The sequence below is a fragment of the Butyricimonas sp. Marseille-P2440 genome (genome assembly GCF_900091675.1).
GTDB lineage: Bacteria > Bacteroidota > Bacteroidia > Bacteroidales > Marinifilaceae > Butyricimonas > Butyricimonas synergistica.
This window is the reverse complement of record NZ_LT594610.1, coordinates 2,136,603-2,152,800: the sequence shown is the minus strand read 5'-3', so window position 1 is coordinate 2,152,800 and position 16,198 is coordinate 2,136,603. Positions and strand designations below refer to the sequence as shown.

Below are 16,198 nucleotides of genomic sequence, written 5' to 3'. Positions count from 1 at the left end.
ATTATAGCATATGAAAAAGATAGTAAATATATTTGGTGTCCTGTGGAGTGTGTTGTTGGTGTCTTGTGGGGATTTTCTGGAGGAGTATCCCAGGGATTTGTTATACGTGAACTCGATCTCGGATTTAAGCGAATTGTTGGTGGGGGACGGTTACATGATCTCTCGGGAAATAGGAGAAGATGAGGATAAGGGAGAAACCACGATAGCTTCATGGATTCATTTGATGGATGATGATGTGCAGTTGTCATCGAAACCTGTTTATTGGGAATCGTTGGGGAATGCGCTTTACTTGGGGTATTACGAGTGGCTGAAGTTGCCCGGTACGAGTGAGAACGGTAGTATCGAGAACGATTACGTGTGGAGTGGATTGTACGAGCATATTGCTTCTTTGAATGTGATACTGGATGAAGTAGAAGCGTTTCAGGATGCCGGTTCGGATTACCATCGGGTTAAGGGGGAGGCATTGTTTTTGAGAGCTACTTACTATTTTTGGTTAGTAAATTTGTATGCTAAACCTTATGCATCAGGAACTGCGACCACGGATTTGGGGGTTCCGATTAAAGTGAGTTCAGAGGTTGAAGATAAGGATTTTGTTCGAGATCCGGTGGCGGATGTGTATGATTTGATCGAGACAGATTTGCTGAATTCGATCGTGGAATTGAAGGGTATCGTGCAGCCTTCAGTTTACCGGGCTAACGAGTCGGCGGCACGAGCTTTGTTGAGCCGGGTGTATCTGTATAAGGGAGAATGGGAAGGGTGTGATAAACAGTGTGATACGATTATGCAGGCGACTTATCGTTTACAGGACTTGAATACTTTGTCGTCTAATTCCAGCATACTTTCCTCTAAGTCACCTGAGACGATTTTTTCTCAAGGAGAATATCGTTTGAACGCGATGGTGGGTTTTAAATCAAAGGTTACTTACGCATTGTCGAATGATTTGGAAGCTGCTTTTTTGGATAAATCAAGCGATCAGCGATATAGTTTGGGGGTTGAGTTGAGTTCTTATGGGAATTATCCTTCGAAATTTAAAAGATGGTCGGATGGAGGCGTGTCGGATTGTAATTTGATCCGATATGCCGAGGTGTATTTGAATAAGGCGGAGGCATTGGCGATGTCCGACGAGGAGGAGGGCGCGAGAGAGGTCATGAATTCTTTTCTTGCCACTCGTTATAGTGCGGGAAGCGCACCGGATATTCAATCGAAAACGGGGAAAGATTTAGTGGATTTTATTCGGAATGAGCGTCGTTTGGAATTGTGTTTCGAGGGACATCGTTGGTTTGATTTGCGCCGGTATTCCGTGAGTTCTAAATATCCGGATGCAAAGCCGTTAAAGCACGAGATGCGTGTGAAAGATAGTGGAATTGCGTACGGGTATTACGAGTTGCAAGCTTATCCTAACGGTGGATGGGTTTTGCCAATTCCTACTTATGAATTACAGTTTACGGATGGTAATATGGTAAATAATGAAAGACCTGATCCCGTGTATGTGGAATATTAATGGTAATTGAAAAAGTGATTGATGATGAAAAATTTAGTTGGAATATTATTAGTGTCATTGTTTGCTTTGGCAAGTTGTCAAGATGACGAGAACGGGGAGTTGTCTCCATCATACGTGGACGTGGATTGGTATGTGATAAAGGATAATCCCGATGACGAGTTGGATCATTTGATTTATGAGATTTATAGTGAATATAAAATGTCTGTTTATTATAATGATACGATTGGAATGGAGTATAGGGGAATGGATGCGAACGGGGATTCCATTATTTATTATAAGACATTGATGTTAGGCTATTCGATAGAGGAGAACGTGACGAGTATGAAGTATTCTCTCTCGAAACAACGTGAAGATATTCTGGAGGGGGTGAAGTTTTTGGAAGAATATGTTATTCCTTTTCAGCAGGCAGGTATGAAGCCTAAATGTTTTTTACTTGTTGAAGAACTGATACTTAGTGATAATTCGTTAGATGTTTATTATGGAATGTCTGGGGCTATTGTTTCTCGTCTCGCGGAATTGAAAGAGATGACCCGGGAAGATAAAGAAGCGTTTGGTTTGAGAGTTCGGGGATCAGAATGGGCACATGCTTTAGTGAATAATTATTCAGGGGAGTTGGAAGATTTTTATCGGCTTTCGGATAATTTCAATGCGAAAGGAGAGCTAAAAGCTATGCATCAACAAGATATTCAAAATAGTTTTTTCGGAGGGGTATTTGTTTGGAAGCCTAAAGAAGAATATGGATTTTTAAGTTCTACGCCTTCTACACATTATTCACCAAGTTCTTATGTTTGCCCGACAGAATCCGCGGATGTTCTTGATTTTGTCATAGAGGTGTTGAAAGACGATGAAGCTAATTTTAAAGCTACTCATGCCAATCATTCGATTATATTGAGTAAGTATGAGTATATGAAAAAGCTCGTCGATTCGGTTAAAAAAGATTTGACAGTAAAGTAAAATGAGAATACTGCTTTTATTCATGTTCTTGGCCGGAATGATTAATTGTTCATCGCGAGATGGACAATCTTTCCGGTTGAAGGTAAATGTGGTGGATGCGGACACGGGGCAAATTGCTTTGTTTACGACAGGTGAGGAGCCGGAGGAATTGTATTCCGGAAAATTGGTTGATGGGCAATATGTTTTTAAAGGAATTCTCCGGGACCCGGGGGTATATCGTCTGAGAATTAATGAGCAGCAAGCTGATTTGTTTTTGGATGGGGAGGAGATGAGTATAACCGTTTCTTCACGACAGGGAATTCGTGAGGATAGTTTAAGGGGATCGAGAGCTAACGAAATAAGAAAGGCATGTTCGGAAGCATTTCATGAACTTTACGATAAAGTGGTAGAGAAGAACATTTCCGGGTTAAGTATTTTTCAGGCTTCAACGAGGAACGATCAGGTGTTGTTTGATAGTTTGATGTCTGAAAGGTTGTGGTTTGATGATTTACGTTTTTCTATCGCCCGAGATTTGGTGAGGAAGTATTCTGATAACGTGTATGCCGCTTATTTGGCGAGTGCGGAGATGAAGTCGCATTACGAGTGGGGACGAGAGATGTATGATTTGTTGTCGCCTGAAATACAACAATCGAGAGCCGGGCAGGCTTTAAGTGATAAGTTGGAAAAAGTGTCCGTGAGTGCTATCGGGCAGGCTTTCCCGGATTATATTTTGGAGAATGAAGCGGGTGATTCCGTTCGTTTGGATTCTTTGAAAGGATATATCACGGTTATTGATTGTTGGGCGTCGTGGTGCGGACCTTGCCGGAGTGAGATGAAAAGTTTGCGGCGCTTGTATAAAGATTTCGAACACAAAGGATTGCGCGTGATGAGTATTTCTTTGGATGATTCTAGGGAAAAATGGCTGAAAGCTTGTCAAGAAGAGCAACTTCCATGGAAGAGTTACCGGAATCCGTTTGGCTATAAAAGAGATGGTATCCGTGCAGATTTGGGAATCGAGGGTATCCCTTATTTGGTGGTTTTAGATAGAGAGGGTAGGTTTGTGGCCAAGGAATTGCATCGAAACGTGTTGCGTAAGAAGGTGCAAGATCTGTTGAATTCCCAACGTGAACAGGTGCGTTGATTGTTTTTATGAAAGTTCGTATTTTATATAATCATAATGTTTAATTTTAAATCATTGAAAAATGAGAGATTTGTTTGCATTCTTGGTGCTGTTATCCCTGCTCGTTCCCGCTACCGGGGAGAGCTATGCGGGGGAATTGTTCAAGAAAAAGAAGAAAATAGCGATAGCCGAAGAGGTGAAAGAGCCTGTTAAAAAGAAGAAAAGTAAGTACGAAACGTTGATGAAAAGTCCGGGTATCGTTACCGCAAAGGGGGATTTCTTGACCATTCATAAAATAGATCAGAAGATTTATTTGGAATATCCGTTGAAATATATGGGGCGTGATATATTGGTAGGGGGAACTTTATCTGCCACCTCAGAGCCTTTTATGCTTAACGTGGGGTATAAATACAATAATCCCGTGCTTTATCGTGTGGTAAAGAAAGATTCGTCTATTGTGTTCAACAAACCTAATTTGGCTGCCACGATGGGAGAGGATAAGGAATGGGTGAGGAAAGCCATGGAGAAGAGTTATATCGATATTCCATCAAGATCGTTCTCTATTCATTCATATAACGCAGACAGTTCGGCTGTGGTGATCGAAGTGACTTCATTTATAAAAGATAACAAGGGGCTTGCACCGAAAGTCAGTGGAGGTTTGCTCACTTCTTCTCCGGTTGCCAATAAATTCACGTTTGAAGGAGTGAAGGCGTTTGAAGATAACGCATCGGTGGAAGTGGCTCAGCCCGTGGAGGCTCAATATATGACGTTGTTGGGGTCTATACCCTTGGGACAGGTGTCTACGCGTTCCGTAATTACTTTTCTTTTGTTGCCGGAATCTAAGATGCGGCCTCGTGTACAGGATTCCCGTGTCGGAATTTTTTACACGTTGAATTCGGCGAGCGCAAGAATGCAGTTCCCGATCCGGAAAATATCTCAAGAGAAAGATGGATTCGAGACGTATGTTCTGGCTAATCGCTGGAGAGTGGAACCGAAAGACATGGAAGCATGGAAGCGAGGAGAGCTTGTAGAACCCGTGAAACCGATTGTATGGTACGTGGATGATGCGTTCCCGGACGAGTGGAGGGGACCGATTAAAGCGGCTGTTTTGAATTGGAATAAGGCTTTCGAGAAAATTGGTTTCAAGAACGTGATGGTGGCGAGAGATTTTCCGAAGGATGACCCTAATTTTGATCCCGATAACTTGAAATATTCTTGTATTCGTTATTGCCCGAACGCGGAGGCAAATGCGATGGGACCGTCTTGGGTGGATCCGACTACTGGGGAGATTATTAACGCTTCCGTGATTGTTTACAATAATGTTGTTCAGTTGATTAATAACTGGCGTTTTGTTCAGACCGCACAGGTGGATCCTCGTGTGCGTGCCACTAAAATGCCAAAGGATGTTTTTGATGAATCGCTTACGTATGTTATCACTCACGAGATCGGTCATACTTTGGGAATGTTGCACAATATGTCAGCCTCGGCTTCTATTCCGGTGGATTCGTTACGTTCCGCTTCTTTCACTCAAAAATACGGGACAACTCCTTCTATCATGGATTATGCCCGATTCAATTACGTGGCGCAACCGGGAGACAAAGGGGTGAAGTTGACACCTCCCGAGCTTGGCGTGTATGATTATTACGTGATTAAATGGTTGTATTCTCCTATCCCGGAGGCCAAGGATATGTGGGAAGAATCTAAAATCGCCGAGAAATGGATTGACGAGAAGGCGGGAGATCCTCTTTACCGTTACGGTCGCCAGCAATTGAGTTTCCGTATAGATCCTAGCGCATTGGAAGAAGATTTGGGGGATGATCCGGTAAAGGCAGGAACCTACGGTATAAAGAATTTGAAGTATATTTTGAACCACTTGAACGAGTGGATTTCAGATGATGCGGATTTCTCTCACCGGAAGCAACTTTACGAGAATATTCAGATGCAATATACACGTTATTTGTTGAATGCTTTGTATCAGGTCGGTGGTATTTATTTATCGCAGGTGAAAGACGGGACTGCCGGGGAAGCCGTGAAATCGGTAGCACGTGCAAAGCAAAAAGAAGCGTTGGCATGGGTGTTGAAAGAGTTGCGCAACTGTTCGTGGATTGATCGTCCGGAGTTGATTAATCAAACAGGGTTAGCCGTGTATCCGTCTGCAAAAATCATTGCTGCCGTGAGCAAGACTATTGAAAGCAAAAGAGCAATGGTTATTCTCTCTTCTCATGTTTCACGAGATAAGAATCTTTACACGATTGGCGATTATTATGATGATTTGTATGCCGGTGTTTTTGCTCCAACCATACAAGGAAAGAAGTTGAATCAAGAGGAAAAATTGTTGCAGAAGAATATTTTTAATCGAATGGGGATTACTTGTACCGATTATATTAAGAATACGCGGGCAATCAGTAACTTGAGTCCTTCTTTGGACGAGATTCGGGTATATAATTTGTTCTCTAAAGGCTTCATGGATGAAATGTATAGTTATTTGCAGGAAATGGAGCAGGAACGTGGAGCGGGAGCTGTAGCCCGGGAATTGTTGCCTGTTCAGTTCGGTCAAGCTGCTAGTCCTTTCCAAGGCGAGGTGGAAATAGGTGTGATTGATGAAACTTTCGGGTATAATCAAGCAATGTTGAAGCGGGTGGTTACTTTATTAAAGGGTAAAGTGGCGTCTGCTAATCGTGACGATAGAGTACATTATGAAAGTTTGATATCTATGTATGAATCCGTCAAGCAAGTTGCTAAATAGTTTTAATCATGGAAACAAAGGGACTGTCTAATAAGTTTTAGACAGTTCTTTTTTTAGTCGGAGGATGATTTGGAGGAAGAGGAGAAGTGAGGATACTGTTAAAAAGTAACAGACTCATTCTCTATCCATGAAGAATGAGTCTGTTATGGGAAAAATAATCTATGATTCGATCTCGCTTAATTCTAGCCAGCGCATTTCCTTCTCGTCCAAGAGGTTTATGATTTCGGCAATGCGTTGGGCGGATTTTACCAATTTGTCAGCTTCCGGAGTACCGGAGTTTAAGATGTTTTCTAATTCGGATTTTTCGGCGTTTAGGTTTTCCATGTCGGATTCCAACTGTTGCATTTCTTGTCGCTCTTTGAACGTGAGTTTGCGTACTTTTTCCTTTTCCCGCATAGGTTTAGGGGTAGGGGCAGTTTTCTTTTCCGCTTGTTTGCGCTGGAGTTCTTCTTCCTCCTTTTTATTCTTGTATTGAGTATAGTTGCCGGGGAAATCTTTGATGACTCCGTCGCCCTCGAAAGCGAATATCCGGTCGACTATTTTGTCGGTAAAGAAACGGTCGTGCGACACGATGATAAGGCATCCCTGGAAAGATTTCAAGTATTCTTCCAGCACGTTCAGCGTCATGATGTCGAGGTCGTTGGTTGGCTCGTCCAGAATCAGGAAATTCGGGTTGCTCATAAGGACGGTCAATAGGTAGAGCCGCCTGCGTTCACCCCCGCTGAGTTTGGCTACCAGAGAATATTGCAGTTTGTCCGGGAACAGGAAATATTCCAGGAATTGGGAGGCGGACATGATGCGCCCGTTCCCGAGGTCTATTTTCTCGGATATGTTTTTGACTATATCTATGGGGCGGTCGTCTTCCTTGAAAGTGATGCCCGCTTGTTTGTAATACCCGTAAACGACGGTTTCGCCGATCTCGATTGTTCCGCTGTCCGGTTCGATCTGTCGGGTGATGATGTCGAGGAATGTGGATTTGCCGATACCGTTTCTACCGATGATCCCGATCTTTTCGCTTCGCACGAATTTGTACGAGAAATCCTTTAATACACACAAGTCCCCGAAGCTTTTGTTGACGTGTTCCAGTTCAAGGATTTTTTTGCCTAACCGCTGTCCTTTTATATCCAGTTCCAGTTGTTGTTCTGTCGTGTTCTGTGAGGCGACTTCCTTGATCTTGTAGAAGTTATCGATGCGGTATTTTGCCTTGTGGCTCCGGGCTTGCGGCATCCGGCGCATCCATTCCTGTTCGGTACGGAGAAGGTTTTTGGCTTTGTCGATTGACGCATTGCGGGCGTCGATGCGTTCATCTCTTTTTTCTAGGTAATACGAATAATTGCCGTCGTAGGAGAAAATGCCGAAATCGTCTATTTCAACGATTTTGTCGCATACTCTGTCCAGAAAATAGCGGTCATGTGTTACCATGAGGAGGGTGGCTTTGGTTTTATCTAGATAATCTTCCAGCCACTCGGTCATTTCCACATCCAGGTGGTTGGTCGGCTCGTCCAGGATCAAGAAATCCGGGTTACTAATCAATACTTTTGCCAGCCCGACTCTTTTCTTTTGTCCCCCGGAAAGTTCCCGGATGCGTTGGCTATACTTGTCTACTTTTAGTTCCGATAATATTTGCTTGATCTGAGTTTCGTAATCCCATGCCGCCAGGGCATCCATTTGGGGAATTAACTCTTCCAATGCTGCCGTGTCATTGTCTTGCACGGCTTGTTCGTATGCTTTGATTAGTTTTAACGTGGGATTCTCCGTGTTGAATACTTCCTCGAAAACATAGTTTTCCGGGTTTAGTTCCGGGTCTTGGTCGAGGATTCCGATGGTGATGTCATTTCTGAAAATGACCGTACCGGTGTCTGGGGTTTCCTTGTTGGCAATGATGCGTAGCAAGGTGGATTTACCCATTCCGTTTTTGGCGATTAAGGCTACTTTTTGGTTTTGAGCTATGCTGAACGTGATATTTTCGAATAATAAGTGCTCTCCGAAACGTTTACTCAGACTATCGACTTGTAGAAAACTAACCATGTATCAATTTTAGATTTAATGATATTAGATTTTAGATTTGAAATGACGCTGTCATTTTAATATTCCCCGAGAAGGAAAGCTTTGCGTTTGGGTTCTTCAAAGCGTTCGATGGCGTATCGCAACATCGTGCGGGGCATTTGCTTGTAACGGGGTAGGAGATAGTCCGTTAGTACTTGTTCGTTCTTCTTGCCTGTTTCCCGTAATATCCACCCGACAGCCTTGTGCATGAGGTCGTGGGGGTGGTGTTGCAGGATGTCCGCTATCGCCAGGGCGTCTTGGAATTCACCGTGTTTCACGAAATGCATGCATGATATCATGGCGATGCGTTGTTTCCAAAGATGATCGGCGTGAGCCCAATCGTACAGGATTTGCTTGTCTTTGTCGTGCAACCAGTGCCCGAGTATCTTGTAACAACTCAGGTCCACGAGATCCCAGTTGTTGATGGCGTCCACCTGGCTTAAATAGAAATCGACACAAGCTTTCCTTTCGGCGTTGTCTTTATGTTTGGCATAATAATACGTCAATATCAAGAGTGCCGTCATGCGATACTCGTGTACCGGGGATGCCAATAATTCCCGTAAGGTATCTTGATCGGCATCGATATATTGTTTTGCCACGACGCGTATGTCGGGAACAACGATCCCGATAAATTGGTCGCCTTCCCCGTATTGTCCTTTTCCCGTTTTGAAGAAACGTGGCAAGAAAGCCGCCTTTTCTTCATTCCGGTATTTATTCAATTCATTTATAATTTCTTTCGTGGTATTTCTCATATTCCCTCTCGTTCTTTAATTCCCGGTGTAAAGGTAATTATTGTTAGTAAAAAAGTGCCTGTTGTTATTAAAAAATTGACGAAAAAAGGGGGACGTATCTTTTTTAATTGTATTTTTACCACATAATCGTAAAACGTGAATTTTATGTCCAAAATAATAGCTATCGCGAATCAAAAAGGAGGGGTAGGAAAGACAACAACTTCTGTGAATCTGGCAGCTAGTTTAGCCGTGTTGGAGCAGAAAGTTTTGTTGGTAGATGCAGACCCTCAAGGAAACGCGACAACGGGTGTGGGGTATGATTTGAAAGAATTGAAAGCAACTATATACGAGTGTTTGGTCGATGGATTGGATCCGAAGGAAGCCATTTTAAAGACAGATATCGAGAATTTATTTTTACTGCCGTCAAATATCGATTTGGTCGGAGCGGAGTTGGAGATGCTGAATTTCGATGAGAAAGAAAGTGTCATGGCGAAGATGCTTGCCGGGATAAAAGATGAGTATGATTATATTTTGATTGACTGTTCGCCTTCTTTGGGTTTGTTGACGGTTAATTCTTTAGCTGCGGCTAATTCTGTGATGATCCCGGTTCAATGCCAGTATTTCGCGTTGGAAGGTCTGGGAAAATTGTTGAATACGATCAAGATTATCCAGAAGCGTCTGAACATGGCTTTGGAAATAGAGGGATTTGTGCTGACCATGTATGACGGTCGGGTACGTTTGTCTAACCAAGTGGTGGCAGAGGTGAGAAAGCATTTTGAAGAGATGGTTTTTGACACGTTGATACAACAGAACGTGAAGCTTGCCGAAGCCCCGAGTTATGGGCAGCCTGTCATCCTGTACGATGCGGAGTGTCGCGGTTCCGTGAATTACTTGAGTTTAGCAAACGAGTTACTGGAAAAGAATAAAAAAAGCTAAAAAAATTACGATTTATGATTTACGATTTATGATTGGATACGCGAGATGCTGAATGAATCTGAAATCATAAATCTAAAATCTGAAATTATATTAAGATTATGGCGAAAAAGAGTGCATTAGGTAAGGGGTTAAGTGCGTTGTTGCAGGATGCGGCAGAGGAAGTGAAACCAAGAGGGGGAACTTCTTCCGCTTTGCAGGAGGAACTGAAATTGAGTGATATTCGTCCAAACCCGAACCAGCCGAGAACTATTTTTGATGAAGAGGCGTTGCAGGAGCTTGCCGCTTCGATAAAATCTATCGGTATCGTGCAACCGATCACCGTAAGAGAAGTTGAGGGAGGAAAATATGAAATTGTTGCCGGGGAACGCCGTTTCCGGGCGTCTAAATTAGCGGGATTGGAAACGATCCCAGCGTATATTCGGAAGGTGGAGGAGGAGTCGATGCTGGAATTGGCATTGATCGAGAATATTCAGCGTGAGGATTTGAATGCCATCGAGATCGCTATCTCGTACCAGCGTTTGATCGACGAGTGCAATTTAACTCAAGATGCTCTAAGTGAACGCGTGGGTAAAAAGAGAACGACGATTTCCAATTACTTGCGTTTATTGAGGCTCCCGGCTCCTATCCAGCTGGCGATCAAAAATCGTGAGATCAGCATGGGGCATGCCCGAGCTATTATTAATATAGAAGATCCGGATACGCAGAATATGATTTTCGAGCAGATACTGAAGTATGATTTCTCTGTTCGCAAGGTGGAGGAAATTGTTCGGGAATTGATGCAGCCGGAAGAGACGAAAGAGAAAAAAGCAGAGAAGAAACGGGAACCTATTGGTGATTATATAGAATTGCAATCCCATTTGGCACGTTATTTTGACACGAAAGTGGATTTGAAACGTAACGAAAAAGGGCGGGGAAAAATTGTTATATCTTTTAAGTCCGACAGCGAACTGGAACGTATTGTGGAGTTACTGGATAAGATGGACAAGAAATAGAATTTACGGTGAGAAGGATTTTAAAGAAAATAATTTTGATCATCCCGGTTTTGTTGATAGGTACGGGAATGAAAGCATCGGAATGCCGCATGGAGTTCCCCGTGACTTCACGGGACACGATCGTGGACACGGATTCTTTATTATTCGAGGGAAAGGAAGAGGCATTGAAAGCCTCGATAAAGAAAGACCGTGGGCCGCATTCACCCAAAAAGGCTACTATCATGGCGATGGTACTTCCGGGGTCAGCACAGGTATATAACGGGCAGTGGTGGAAGGTGCCGATTTTGTATGCCGGTATCGGGGCTACGGTGTACGGTTTGTCCTGGAATATGAAGTATTTTAAAAAGTACCGGACCGCTTTCGTGGATTACACGGATTACATAAATAAGCTGGAAGAGAATCCGGATATGCCTTACCCGGAGAATCCCAGCTGGGATAAATTGATGATGCCCGGCAGGAACGCGAGTAATTTCAATTCGAGCCAGCGGAAGCGTTTGCAGGAACAGTTGAAGACTAAAAAGGATAATTATAAACGAAATCGGGATTTGTTGTACATTGTTTCGGGAGGAATATACGTGCTTCAGATTATTGACGCCACGGTGTTCGCGCATTTCTACGATTTCGAGATAAATGATGATATATCTTTGAATGTCCGACCTTCTACCGGATTCTCTCCTGTCAGCGGGGGAACAGTGGGATTAACACTAACTTTTAATTTTTAAAGGGAAAAACATGCGTTGTTTATTTGTATGGTTATGTGCTATTTTATGTTGTAACACGGTATTCGGCGAAAGTGATCGCGATTCGCTGAAAGTGCGGCTTGAGCCGCCATCACGGTTGAATTTACCGGAGCCGGCTTTACTCGTGGATTCTATCCCGGGAGCGATCGTTGAACGATTGGATGATTTGTATAGTAAATGGTACGTGAATCGTTTACAGGAAGGTAATTACGTGGATTCCGTTTATCTCATGGAATATGATAGCGGTCCGGCAGTACCCGATTCGGTTTATCTGAATCGTTTGGATGCCTTAAATTCGGCTATCAAACTATCGTACAATGATATTGTACGCAATTATATTGAACTTTACACCGTGCGGCGTCGTGCCCAGGTGGGGGCGATGCTGGGGTTGAGTTCTTATTATTTCCCCATGTTCGAGGAGGTTTTAGACCGGGAAGGTTTGCCTCACGAGTTGAAATACTTGCCCGTGATTGAAAGTGCCTTGAACCCGAGAGCTTTTTCCCGGGCGGGAGCTTGCGGGCTTTGGCAATTTATGTATGGGACGGGAAAAATGTACAAGCTGGAAATTAATTCTTTTCTTGACGAGCGCCGTGATCCGGTGAAGTCTACCGAGGCTGCAGTTTGTTTTTTGAAGGATTTGTACAAGATATACGAGGACTGGATTCTGGTGATTGCCGCGTACAATTGCGGACCGGGGAACGTGAATAAAGCCATCCGCCGTTCCGGAAGCAAGAAGAATTACTGGGATATTTATTTCCACCTGCCGAAAGAAACCCGTGGGTACGTGCCGGCTTTTATCGCGGCGATGTACACTTTTAATTATCATAAGGAACATAATATATACCCGCTGGAAAACGAGTTGCCGACGATGTGTGACACGATCATGATTTCGGATGCCTTGCATTTCGAACAGATTGCCAAGCTGATGGATGTTTCGGTTGAGCAGATACGGGATTTGAATCCGCAATACCGTTCGGACATTGTGCCTGCCGGGTTCGGGAAGTGTTACGCTTTGCGGATGCCTTATAATCACGTGGGGGATTTCATCGACAAGCAGGATACGATATTCGCTTATAACCGGAATTCTTATTTTAATGACAGTGACCGCACTGCCGACCCGAAAGTTCGTTTCAAAAAATACGCTCACGCTCATGCGGCTCCGAGCAATAAGGCGAAACTGATATACACGGTGAAGAGCGGGGACGTGATCGGGAGAATTGCGACGAAGTTCAACGTGCGCCTGTCCGATTTGAAATATTGGAACGGGATGACGAAAGATCGTATTAATATCGGGCAGAAATTAACGGTGTACGTGCCCAAAGATAAAGTGGCATATTACCAGTCCAAGATTAACGCTAAATATGCCGGGGTGGCGGCGAATGCCGAGGTGGAAGCCGAGTCGTTAGCTGAAGGTGAATTTTTCTATTACACGATCAGACGGGGGGATAATTTGTGGTCAATAGCCCAAAAATACCCGGGAGTTTCTAACCGGGATATTATGAAATGGAATGGTCTTTCTGACAAGACGGCGAAGAACTTGAAGCCGGGACAGAAGTTAAAGATAAAGATTTAACGAGAGGAAGTGAGATTCATAAATGCTTGATAACTCACACATAGAACGAGTTGCAAAAGGTGACCGGGTTGCTTTTAAAAAGTTGCACGAGGAGCTGTATCAGCGGATGTTTTATTACGTGTACAAGATATTACATGATAAGGAACAAGCCGAGGATATTATTCAGGATACCTTTGTCTTGTTTTGGGGTAATCGGAGTAATTTCAATAACTTGTTAGCGGTAAAGACTTATTTATACACGGTTGTTAAAAACAAGGTATTGGCACTTATTCGTGATACTGCTAACCGGAAACGCATCTTGGAAAGTATCGAGTGGGAGGAAAGTACGACAGAGGATAACATCTTGATTTCAGCCGAAATATGTGGACAGGTGCAACAGGCTATTCGGGAACTTCCCACGCAGACCCGTCGGGTCATTGAGTTGAGTATGCAGGAAATGACCGTGGAGAAGATTGCAGAAGAGATGCAGATTTCTCCCAATACGGTGAAGACATTGAAAAAAGTAGGCTATCAAGCTTTGAGGGTAAAATTGAAGCATTTGAGGATGGTTTTGTTCTTTTTGTCCGTGGGGTGATTTTCTTAAACATGTTTCCTGTCTTGATTCCATAATTGCCAGCTATTAAAAAGGTTTTGCCAGATGGAGTAAAAAGCAAGGAACACGGAAGCCAGGGGATTCAAGTACGTGTTTGCCATCCAGATGCCCATGGCGGTGTTTTTCTGCCCTAACAATTGTCCTCCGGCGACGCGATCACCGTATTTGCTTCCGAGCCATTTGCCTGTTGCGAAATGAATCGTGCAGACGATGACGGATGAGATGCCTAAAGCTAGAATCGTGTGTTCATTCCCTTTACCGTGTATAAATATAAAGTTAATGGTTTGTCCTAATGTGAGCAGCAAGCATATTGCCCAAAGGTAAAATGAAATACCTTTATAGTGATTGAGGAAATAGTTGGCTTTAGGCGTGAAAACCTGTAATACGAGTGCGACGAAGAACGGTAGGGCGATCACGAGGCTGATTTTTCCGAGAATCAACAAAAAGGAATCCCCAAAGGATATATCTTGATGTACGCCGATGAAAGAAAAATACACGGGAGCGATGATGGCTACCATGAGATTTCCCACGATCGTGTAGGCTGTGGTTGTTTCCCTGTTGGCTCCCAGCATACTGGCAATGACAACAACGGATGAAGCCACGGGACATAAAACTCCTATCAAAATTCCTTGTGCTATTGTTTCATCTGTAAACCATAATTTTATCATGTAATAGCCTCCTATGCTTATTACAATCTGAAATAGCATGATCCACAGATTCATAGAGGATATATGTAACTTGCGTAAATCGACAGCCACGAAGTTCAGAAGCAGGATCGTGAAAATGAGATACGGAACAATCCATGCCAACCATCCGCACCAACTGTGTAATAATAGCCCGAGTGCGATGGCAAGCGGGAGTACATAACTGCGTAATTTAGACATATCTATTTTATCATTTTAATCTATTGAAAATCGTCGTGAAATTACTAAATCCGGATAGAGATTGTAAAAAAAAAATCGCATTCTATTCACCCGTTTTTTTGAGTTGCGCAATTATAGTATGTAATTTATAAAGGAGCACAATGGATAATGTAAGGGATAAAATAGAGATTGCGGACATCGTGGCGAAGAAGTCATTGAAATATAATGAATTAAGTAAAGAAGAAGAACTACGTTTGCGGAAATGGTTGGAAGAATCCGGGGAACATCAGGAATTGTTCCGGCAGGTTGTGGGTGGACAAAGCCTTGCCGAGTTCCGGGAGATCATTAGATTATCAGATCCGGGAGATCAGTGGCAGCGATTGGATCGACTCACGAGAGAAAAGAAATCAATCGGATGGAGAAGGTGGTCGGCTTATGTTGCCGGGGTGGCTTTGTTACTGTCTTTGGGATTGTGGTTCGGTTTAAAACAAATGAAAGAGGACAAGAATGTTGTGCGGATGGCGGTGATAGAACCGGGGAAAATGCGGGCGTTATTGCTTTTGGATGATGGCAGGAAAATTGCCTTGCAGGAGCGTGATACGTTAGTGACCACGGCTTCCTCGAATATTAATATTCAGATGGGGCAAGTCGTCTATGAAATGAAAGACGAGGTACAAGAAACAGGTGTTGAATACAACACGATTGTTGTACCCCGGGGGGGGATTTATTCGTTGGTGTTAAGTGACGGGACAAAGGTATTTTTGAATTCCGAATCGGAATTGCGGTATCCGGCAAAGTTTGCAGAAGGGAATAGGAACGTTTATTTGAAGGGAGAGGCTTTCTTTGACGTGACCCCCGATTCGCTGCGACCGTTTATCGTGAACGCTAGAGAGATGCAGACTCGTGTTCTTGGGACTTCTTTTAATATCTTGGCGTACGCAGACGAACCCGCTATACGAACGACCTTATTTACCGGGCGGGTAGAGGTATCTGTGAATGATACCCCGTTGAAAGAGGTGTTGCTGCCGGGGATGCAAGCAAACTGGGAAATCGGTTCCGATAATATTGGAGTGAAGAAGGTAAACATGGATATACAGTCGCTTTGGCGGGATGGAATCATCATGCTGGACGATGATGAACTGGAGAGCGTGATGCGGATGCTGGCTCGCTGGTATAACGTGACTTACGAGTGGAAAGGCGACCGAAACGTTAGGCATACCTTCACGGGTAAGATTAACCGGAACGAGGATTTGGGAAGCGTGTTGAGTACGTTGACCTTATTGGGAGGACCTCGTTTCGAGATCGTGGGAACGACAGTGTATATATACTAAAAAATAACCGGCGGCATGTGGAAGATGCCCCGGTCATTTAACCTCTTGGGAAACCAAGAAATTATAAAACTAATATTTTACAAATCTATGCAAA

The 16,198-nt window shown here is 43.6% G+C and carries 13 protein-coding genes; 10 read left to right on the top strand and 3 right to left on the bottom strand.

All coding sequences use genetic code 11. The features are described 5' to 3' along the window. The first annotated feature begins 10 nt into the window (after positions 1 to 10). From BN8899_RS20120 to BN8899_RS20105, 4 genes are all read left to right on the top strand, one after another. A complete protein-coding gene (locus BN8899_RS20120) occupies positions 11 to 1,501 on the top strand; it encodes a RagB/SusD family nutrient uptake outer membrane protein (RefSeq protein WP_065220673.1) in 1,491 nt (496 codons plus the stop codon). Positions 1,502 to 1,522: 21 nt separating this feature from the next. Next, positions 1,523 to 2,455, top strand: a complete 933-nt coding sequence (locus tag BN8899_RS20115) for a hypothetical protein (RefSeq protein ID WP_065220672.1) — start codon at positions 1,523 to 1,525, stop codon at positions 2,453 to 2,455. 1 nt (position 2,456) lies between these two features. Then, positions 2,457 to 3,575, top strand: a complete 1,119-nt coding sequence (locus tag BN8899_RS20110) for a TlpA disulfide reductase family protein (protein ID WP_065220671.1) — start codon at positions 2,457 to 2,459, stop codon at positions 3,573 to 3,575. A gap of 61 nt (positions 3,576 to 3,636) precedes the next feature. After that, positions 3,637 to 6,300: a zinc-dependent metalloprotease gene (locus BN8899_RS20105; protein WP_065220670.1), complete on the top strand. Its 2,664-nt coding sequence runs from the start codon at positions 3,637 to 3,639 to the stop codon at positions 6,298 to 6,300. Positions 6,301 to 6,459: 159 nt separating this feature from the next. On the opposite strand, the gene BN8899_RS20100 is transcribed toward BN8899_RS20105, so the two are convergent. Together BN8899_RS20100 and BN8899_RS20095 are read right to left on the bottom strand one after the other, a co-directional pair. Further along, positions 6,460 to 8,328 carry an ABC transporter ATP-binding protein gene (locus BN8899_RS20100; protein WP_065220669.1) on the bottom strand — a complete coding sequence of 623 codons (1,869 nt, stop codon included), beginning with the start codon at positions 8,326 to 8,328 and terminating at the stop codon, positions 6,460 to 6,462. 56 nt (positions 8,329 to 8,384) lie between these two features. Further along, positions 8,385 to 9,098, bottom strand: a complete 714-nt coding sequence (locus BN8899_RS20095) for a DNA alkylation repair protein (protein WP_065220668.1) — start codon at positions 9,096 to 9,098, stop codon at positions 8,385 to 8,387. A 144-nt stretch (positions 9,099 to 9,242) separates the two neighbouring features. On the opposite strand from BN8899_RS20095, the gene BN8899_RS20090 reads away from it, so the two are divergent. The 5 genes from BN8899_RS20090 to BN8899_RS20070 all read left to right on the top strand — a co-directional run bounded on the left by BN8899_RS20090 (position 9,243) and on the right by BN8899_RS20070 (position 13,892). Continuing rightward, positions 9,243 to 10,013 carry a ParA family protein gene (locus BN8899_RS20090; RefSeq protein WP_018339129.1) on the top strand — a complete coding sequence of 257 codons (771 nt, stop codon included), beginning with the start codon at positions 9,243 to 9,245 and terminating at the stop codon, positions 10,011 to 10,013. 98 nt (positions 10,014 to 10,111) lie between these two features. Then, positions 10,112 to 11,005 carry a ParB/RepB/Spo0J family partition protein gene (locus BN8899_RS20085; RefSeq protein ID WP_018339128.1) on the top strand — a complete coding sequence of 298 codons (894 nt, stop codon included), beginning with the start codon at positions 10,112 to 10,114 and terminating at the stop codon, positions 11,003 to 11,005. A gap of 8 nt (positions 11,006 to 11,013) precedes the next feature. Further along, positions 11,014 to 11,727, top strand: a complete 714-nt coding sequence (locus tag BN8899_RS20080) for a DUF5683 domain-containing protein (protein WP_231932446.1) — start codon at positions 11,014 to 11,016, stop codon at positions 11,725 to 11,727. A gap of 10 nt (positions 11,728 to 11,737) precedes the next feature. After that, positions 11,738 to 13,318 carry a lytic transglycosylase domain-containing protein gene (locus tag BN8899_RS20075; RefSeq protein WP_065220667.1) on the top strand — a complete coding sequence of 527 codons (1,581 nt, stop codon included), beginning with the start codon at positions 11,738 to 11,740 and terminating at the stop codon, positions 13,316 to 13,318. A gap of 22 nt (positions 13,319 to 13,340) precedes the next feature. Next, positions 13,341 to 13,892, top strand: a complete 552-nt coding sequence (locus BN8899_RS20070) for an RNA polymerase sigma factor (protein ID WP_065220666.1) — start codon at positions 13,341 to 13,343, stop codon at positions 13,890 to 13,892. A 5-nt stretch (positions 13,893 to 13,897) separates the two neighbouring features. Here BN8899_RS20070 and BN8899_RS20065 read toward each other — a convergent pair whose 3' ends face one another. Next, positions 13,898 to 14,794: a bile acid:sodium symporter family protein gene (locus BN8899_RS20065; protein WP_065220665.1), complete on the bottom strand. Its 897-nt coding sequence runs from the start codon at positions 14,792 to 14,794 to the stop codon at positions 13,898 to 13,900. Positions 14,795 to 14,934: 140 nt separating this feature from the next. Here BN8899_RS20065 and BN8899_RS20060 point away from each other — a divergent pair, with 140 nt between their 5' ends. Further along, positions 14,935 to 16,104, top strand: a complete 1,170-nt coding sequence (locus tag BN8899_RS20060) for a FecR family protein (protein WP_065220664.1) — start codon at positions 14,935 to 14,937, stop codon at positions 16,102 to 16,104. Positions 16,105 to 16,198 lie beyond the last annotated feature (94 nt).

Excerpts from the sequence above, each read along its gene's own strand:
- BN8899_RS20115 (WP_065220672.1), top strand. The coding sequence starts at position 1,523 with ATGATGAAAAATTTAGTTGGAATATTATTAGTGTCATTGTTTGCTTTG.
- BN8899_RS20070 (WP_065220666.1), top strand. The coding sequence starts at position 13,341 with ATGCTTGATAACTCACACATAGAACGAGTTGCAAAAGGTGACCGGGTT.
- BN8899_RS20075 (WP_065220667.1), top strand. The coding sequence starts at position 11,738 with ATGCGTTGTTTATTTGTATGGTTATGTGCTATTTTATGTTGTAACACG.
- BN8899_RS20085 (WP_018339128.1), top strand. The coding sequence starts at position 10,112 with ATGGCGAAAAAGAGTGCATTAGGTAAGGGGTTAAGTGCGTTGTTGCAG.
- BN8899_RS20105 (WP_065220670.1), top strand. The coding sequence starts at position 3,637 with ATGAGAGATTTGTTTGCATTCTTGGTGCTGTTATCCCTGCTCGTTCCC.
- BN8899_RS20120 (WP_065220673.1), top strand. The coding sequence starts at position 11 with ATGAAAAAGATAGTAAATATATTTGGTGTCCTGTGGAGTGTGTTGTTG.
- BN8899_RS20065 (WP_065220665.1), bottom strand. The coding sequence starts at position 14,794 with ATGTCTAAATTACGCAGTTATGTACTCCCGCTTGCCATCGCACTCGGG.
- BN8899_RS20060 (WP_065220664.1), top strand. The coding sequence starts at position 14,935 with ATGGATAATGTAAGGGATAAAATAGAGATTGCGGACATCGTGGCGAAG.
- BN8899_RS20090 (WP_018339129.1), top strand. The coding sequence starts at position 9,243 with ATGTCCAAAATAATAGCTATCGCGAATCAAAAAGGAGGGGTAGGAAAG.
- BN8899_RS20095 (WP_065220668.1), bottom strand. The coding sequence starts at position 9,098 with ATGAGAAATACCACGAAAGAAATTATAAATGAATTGAATAAATACCGG.
- BN8899_RS20100 (WP_065220669.1), bottom strand. The coding sequence starts at position 8,328 with ATGGTTAGTTTTCTACAAGTCGATAGTCTGAGTAAACGTTTCGGAGAG.
- BN8899_RS20110 (WP_065220671.1), top strand. The coding sequence starts at position 2,457 with ATGAGAATACTGCTTTTATTCATGTTCTTGGCCGGAATGATTAATTGT.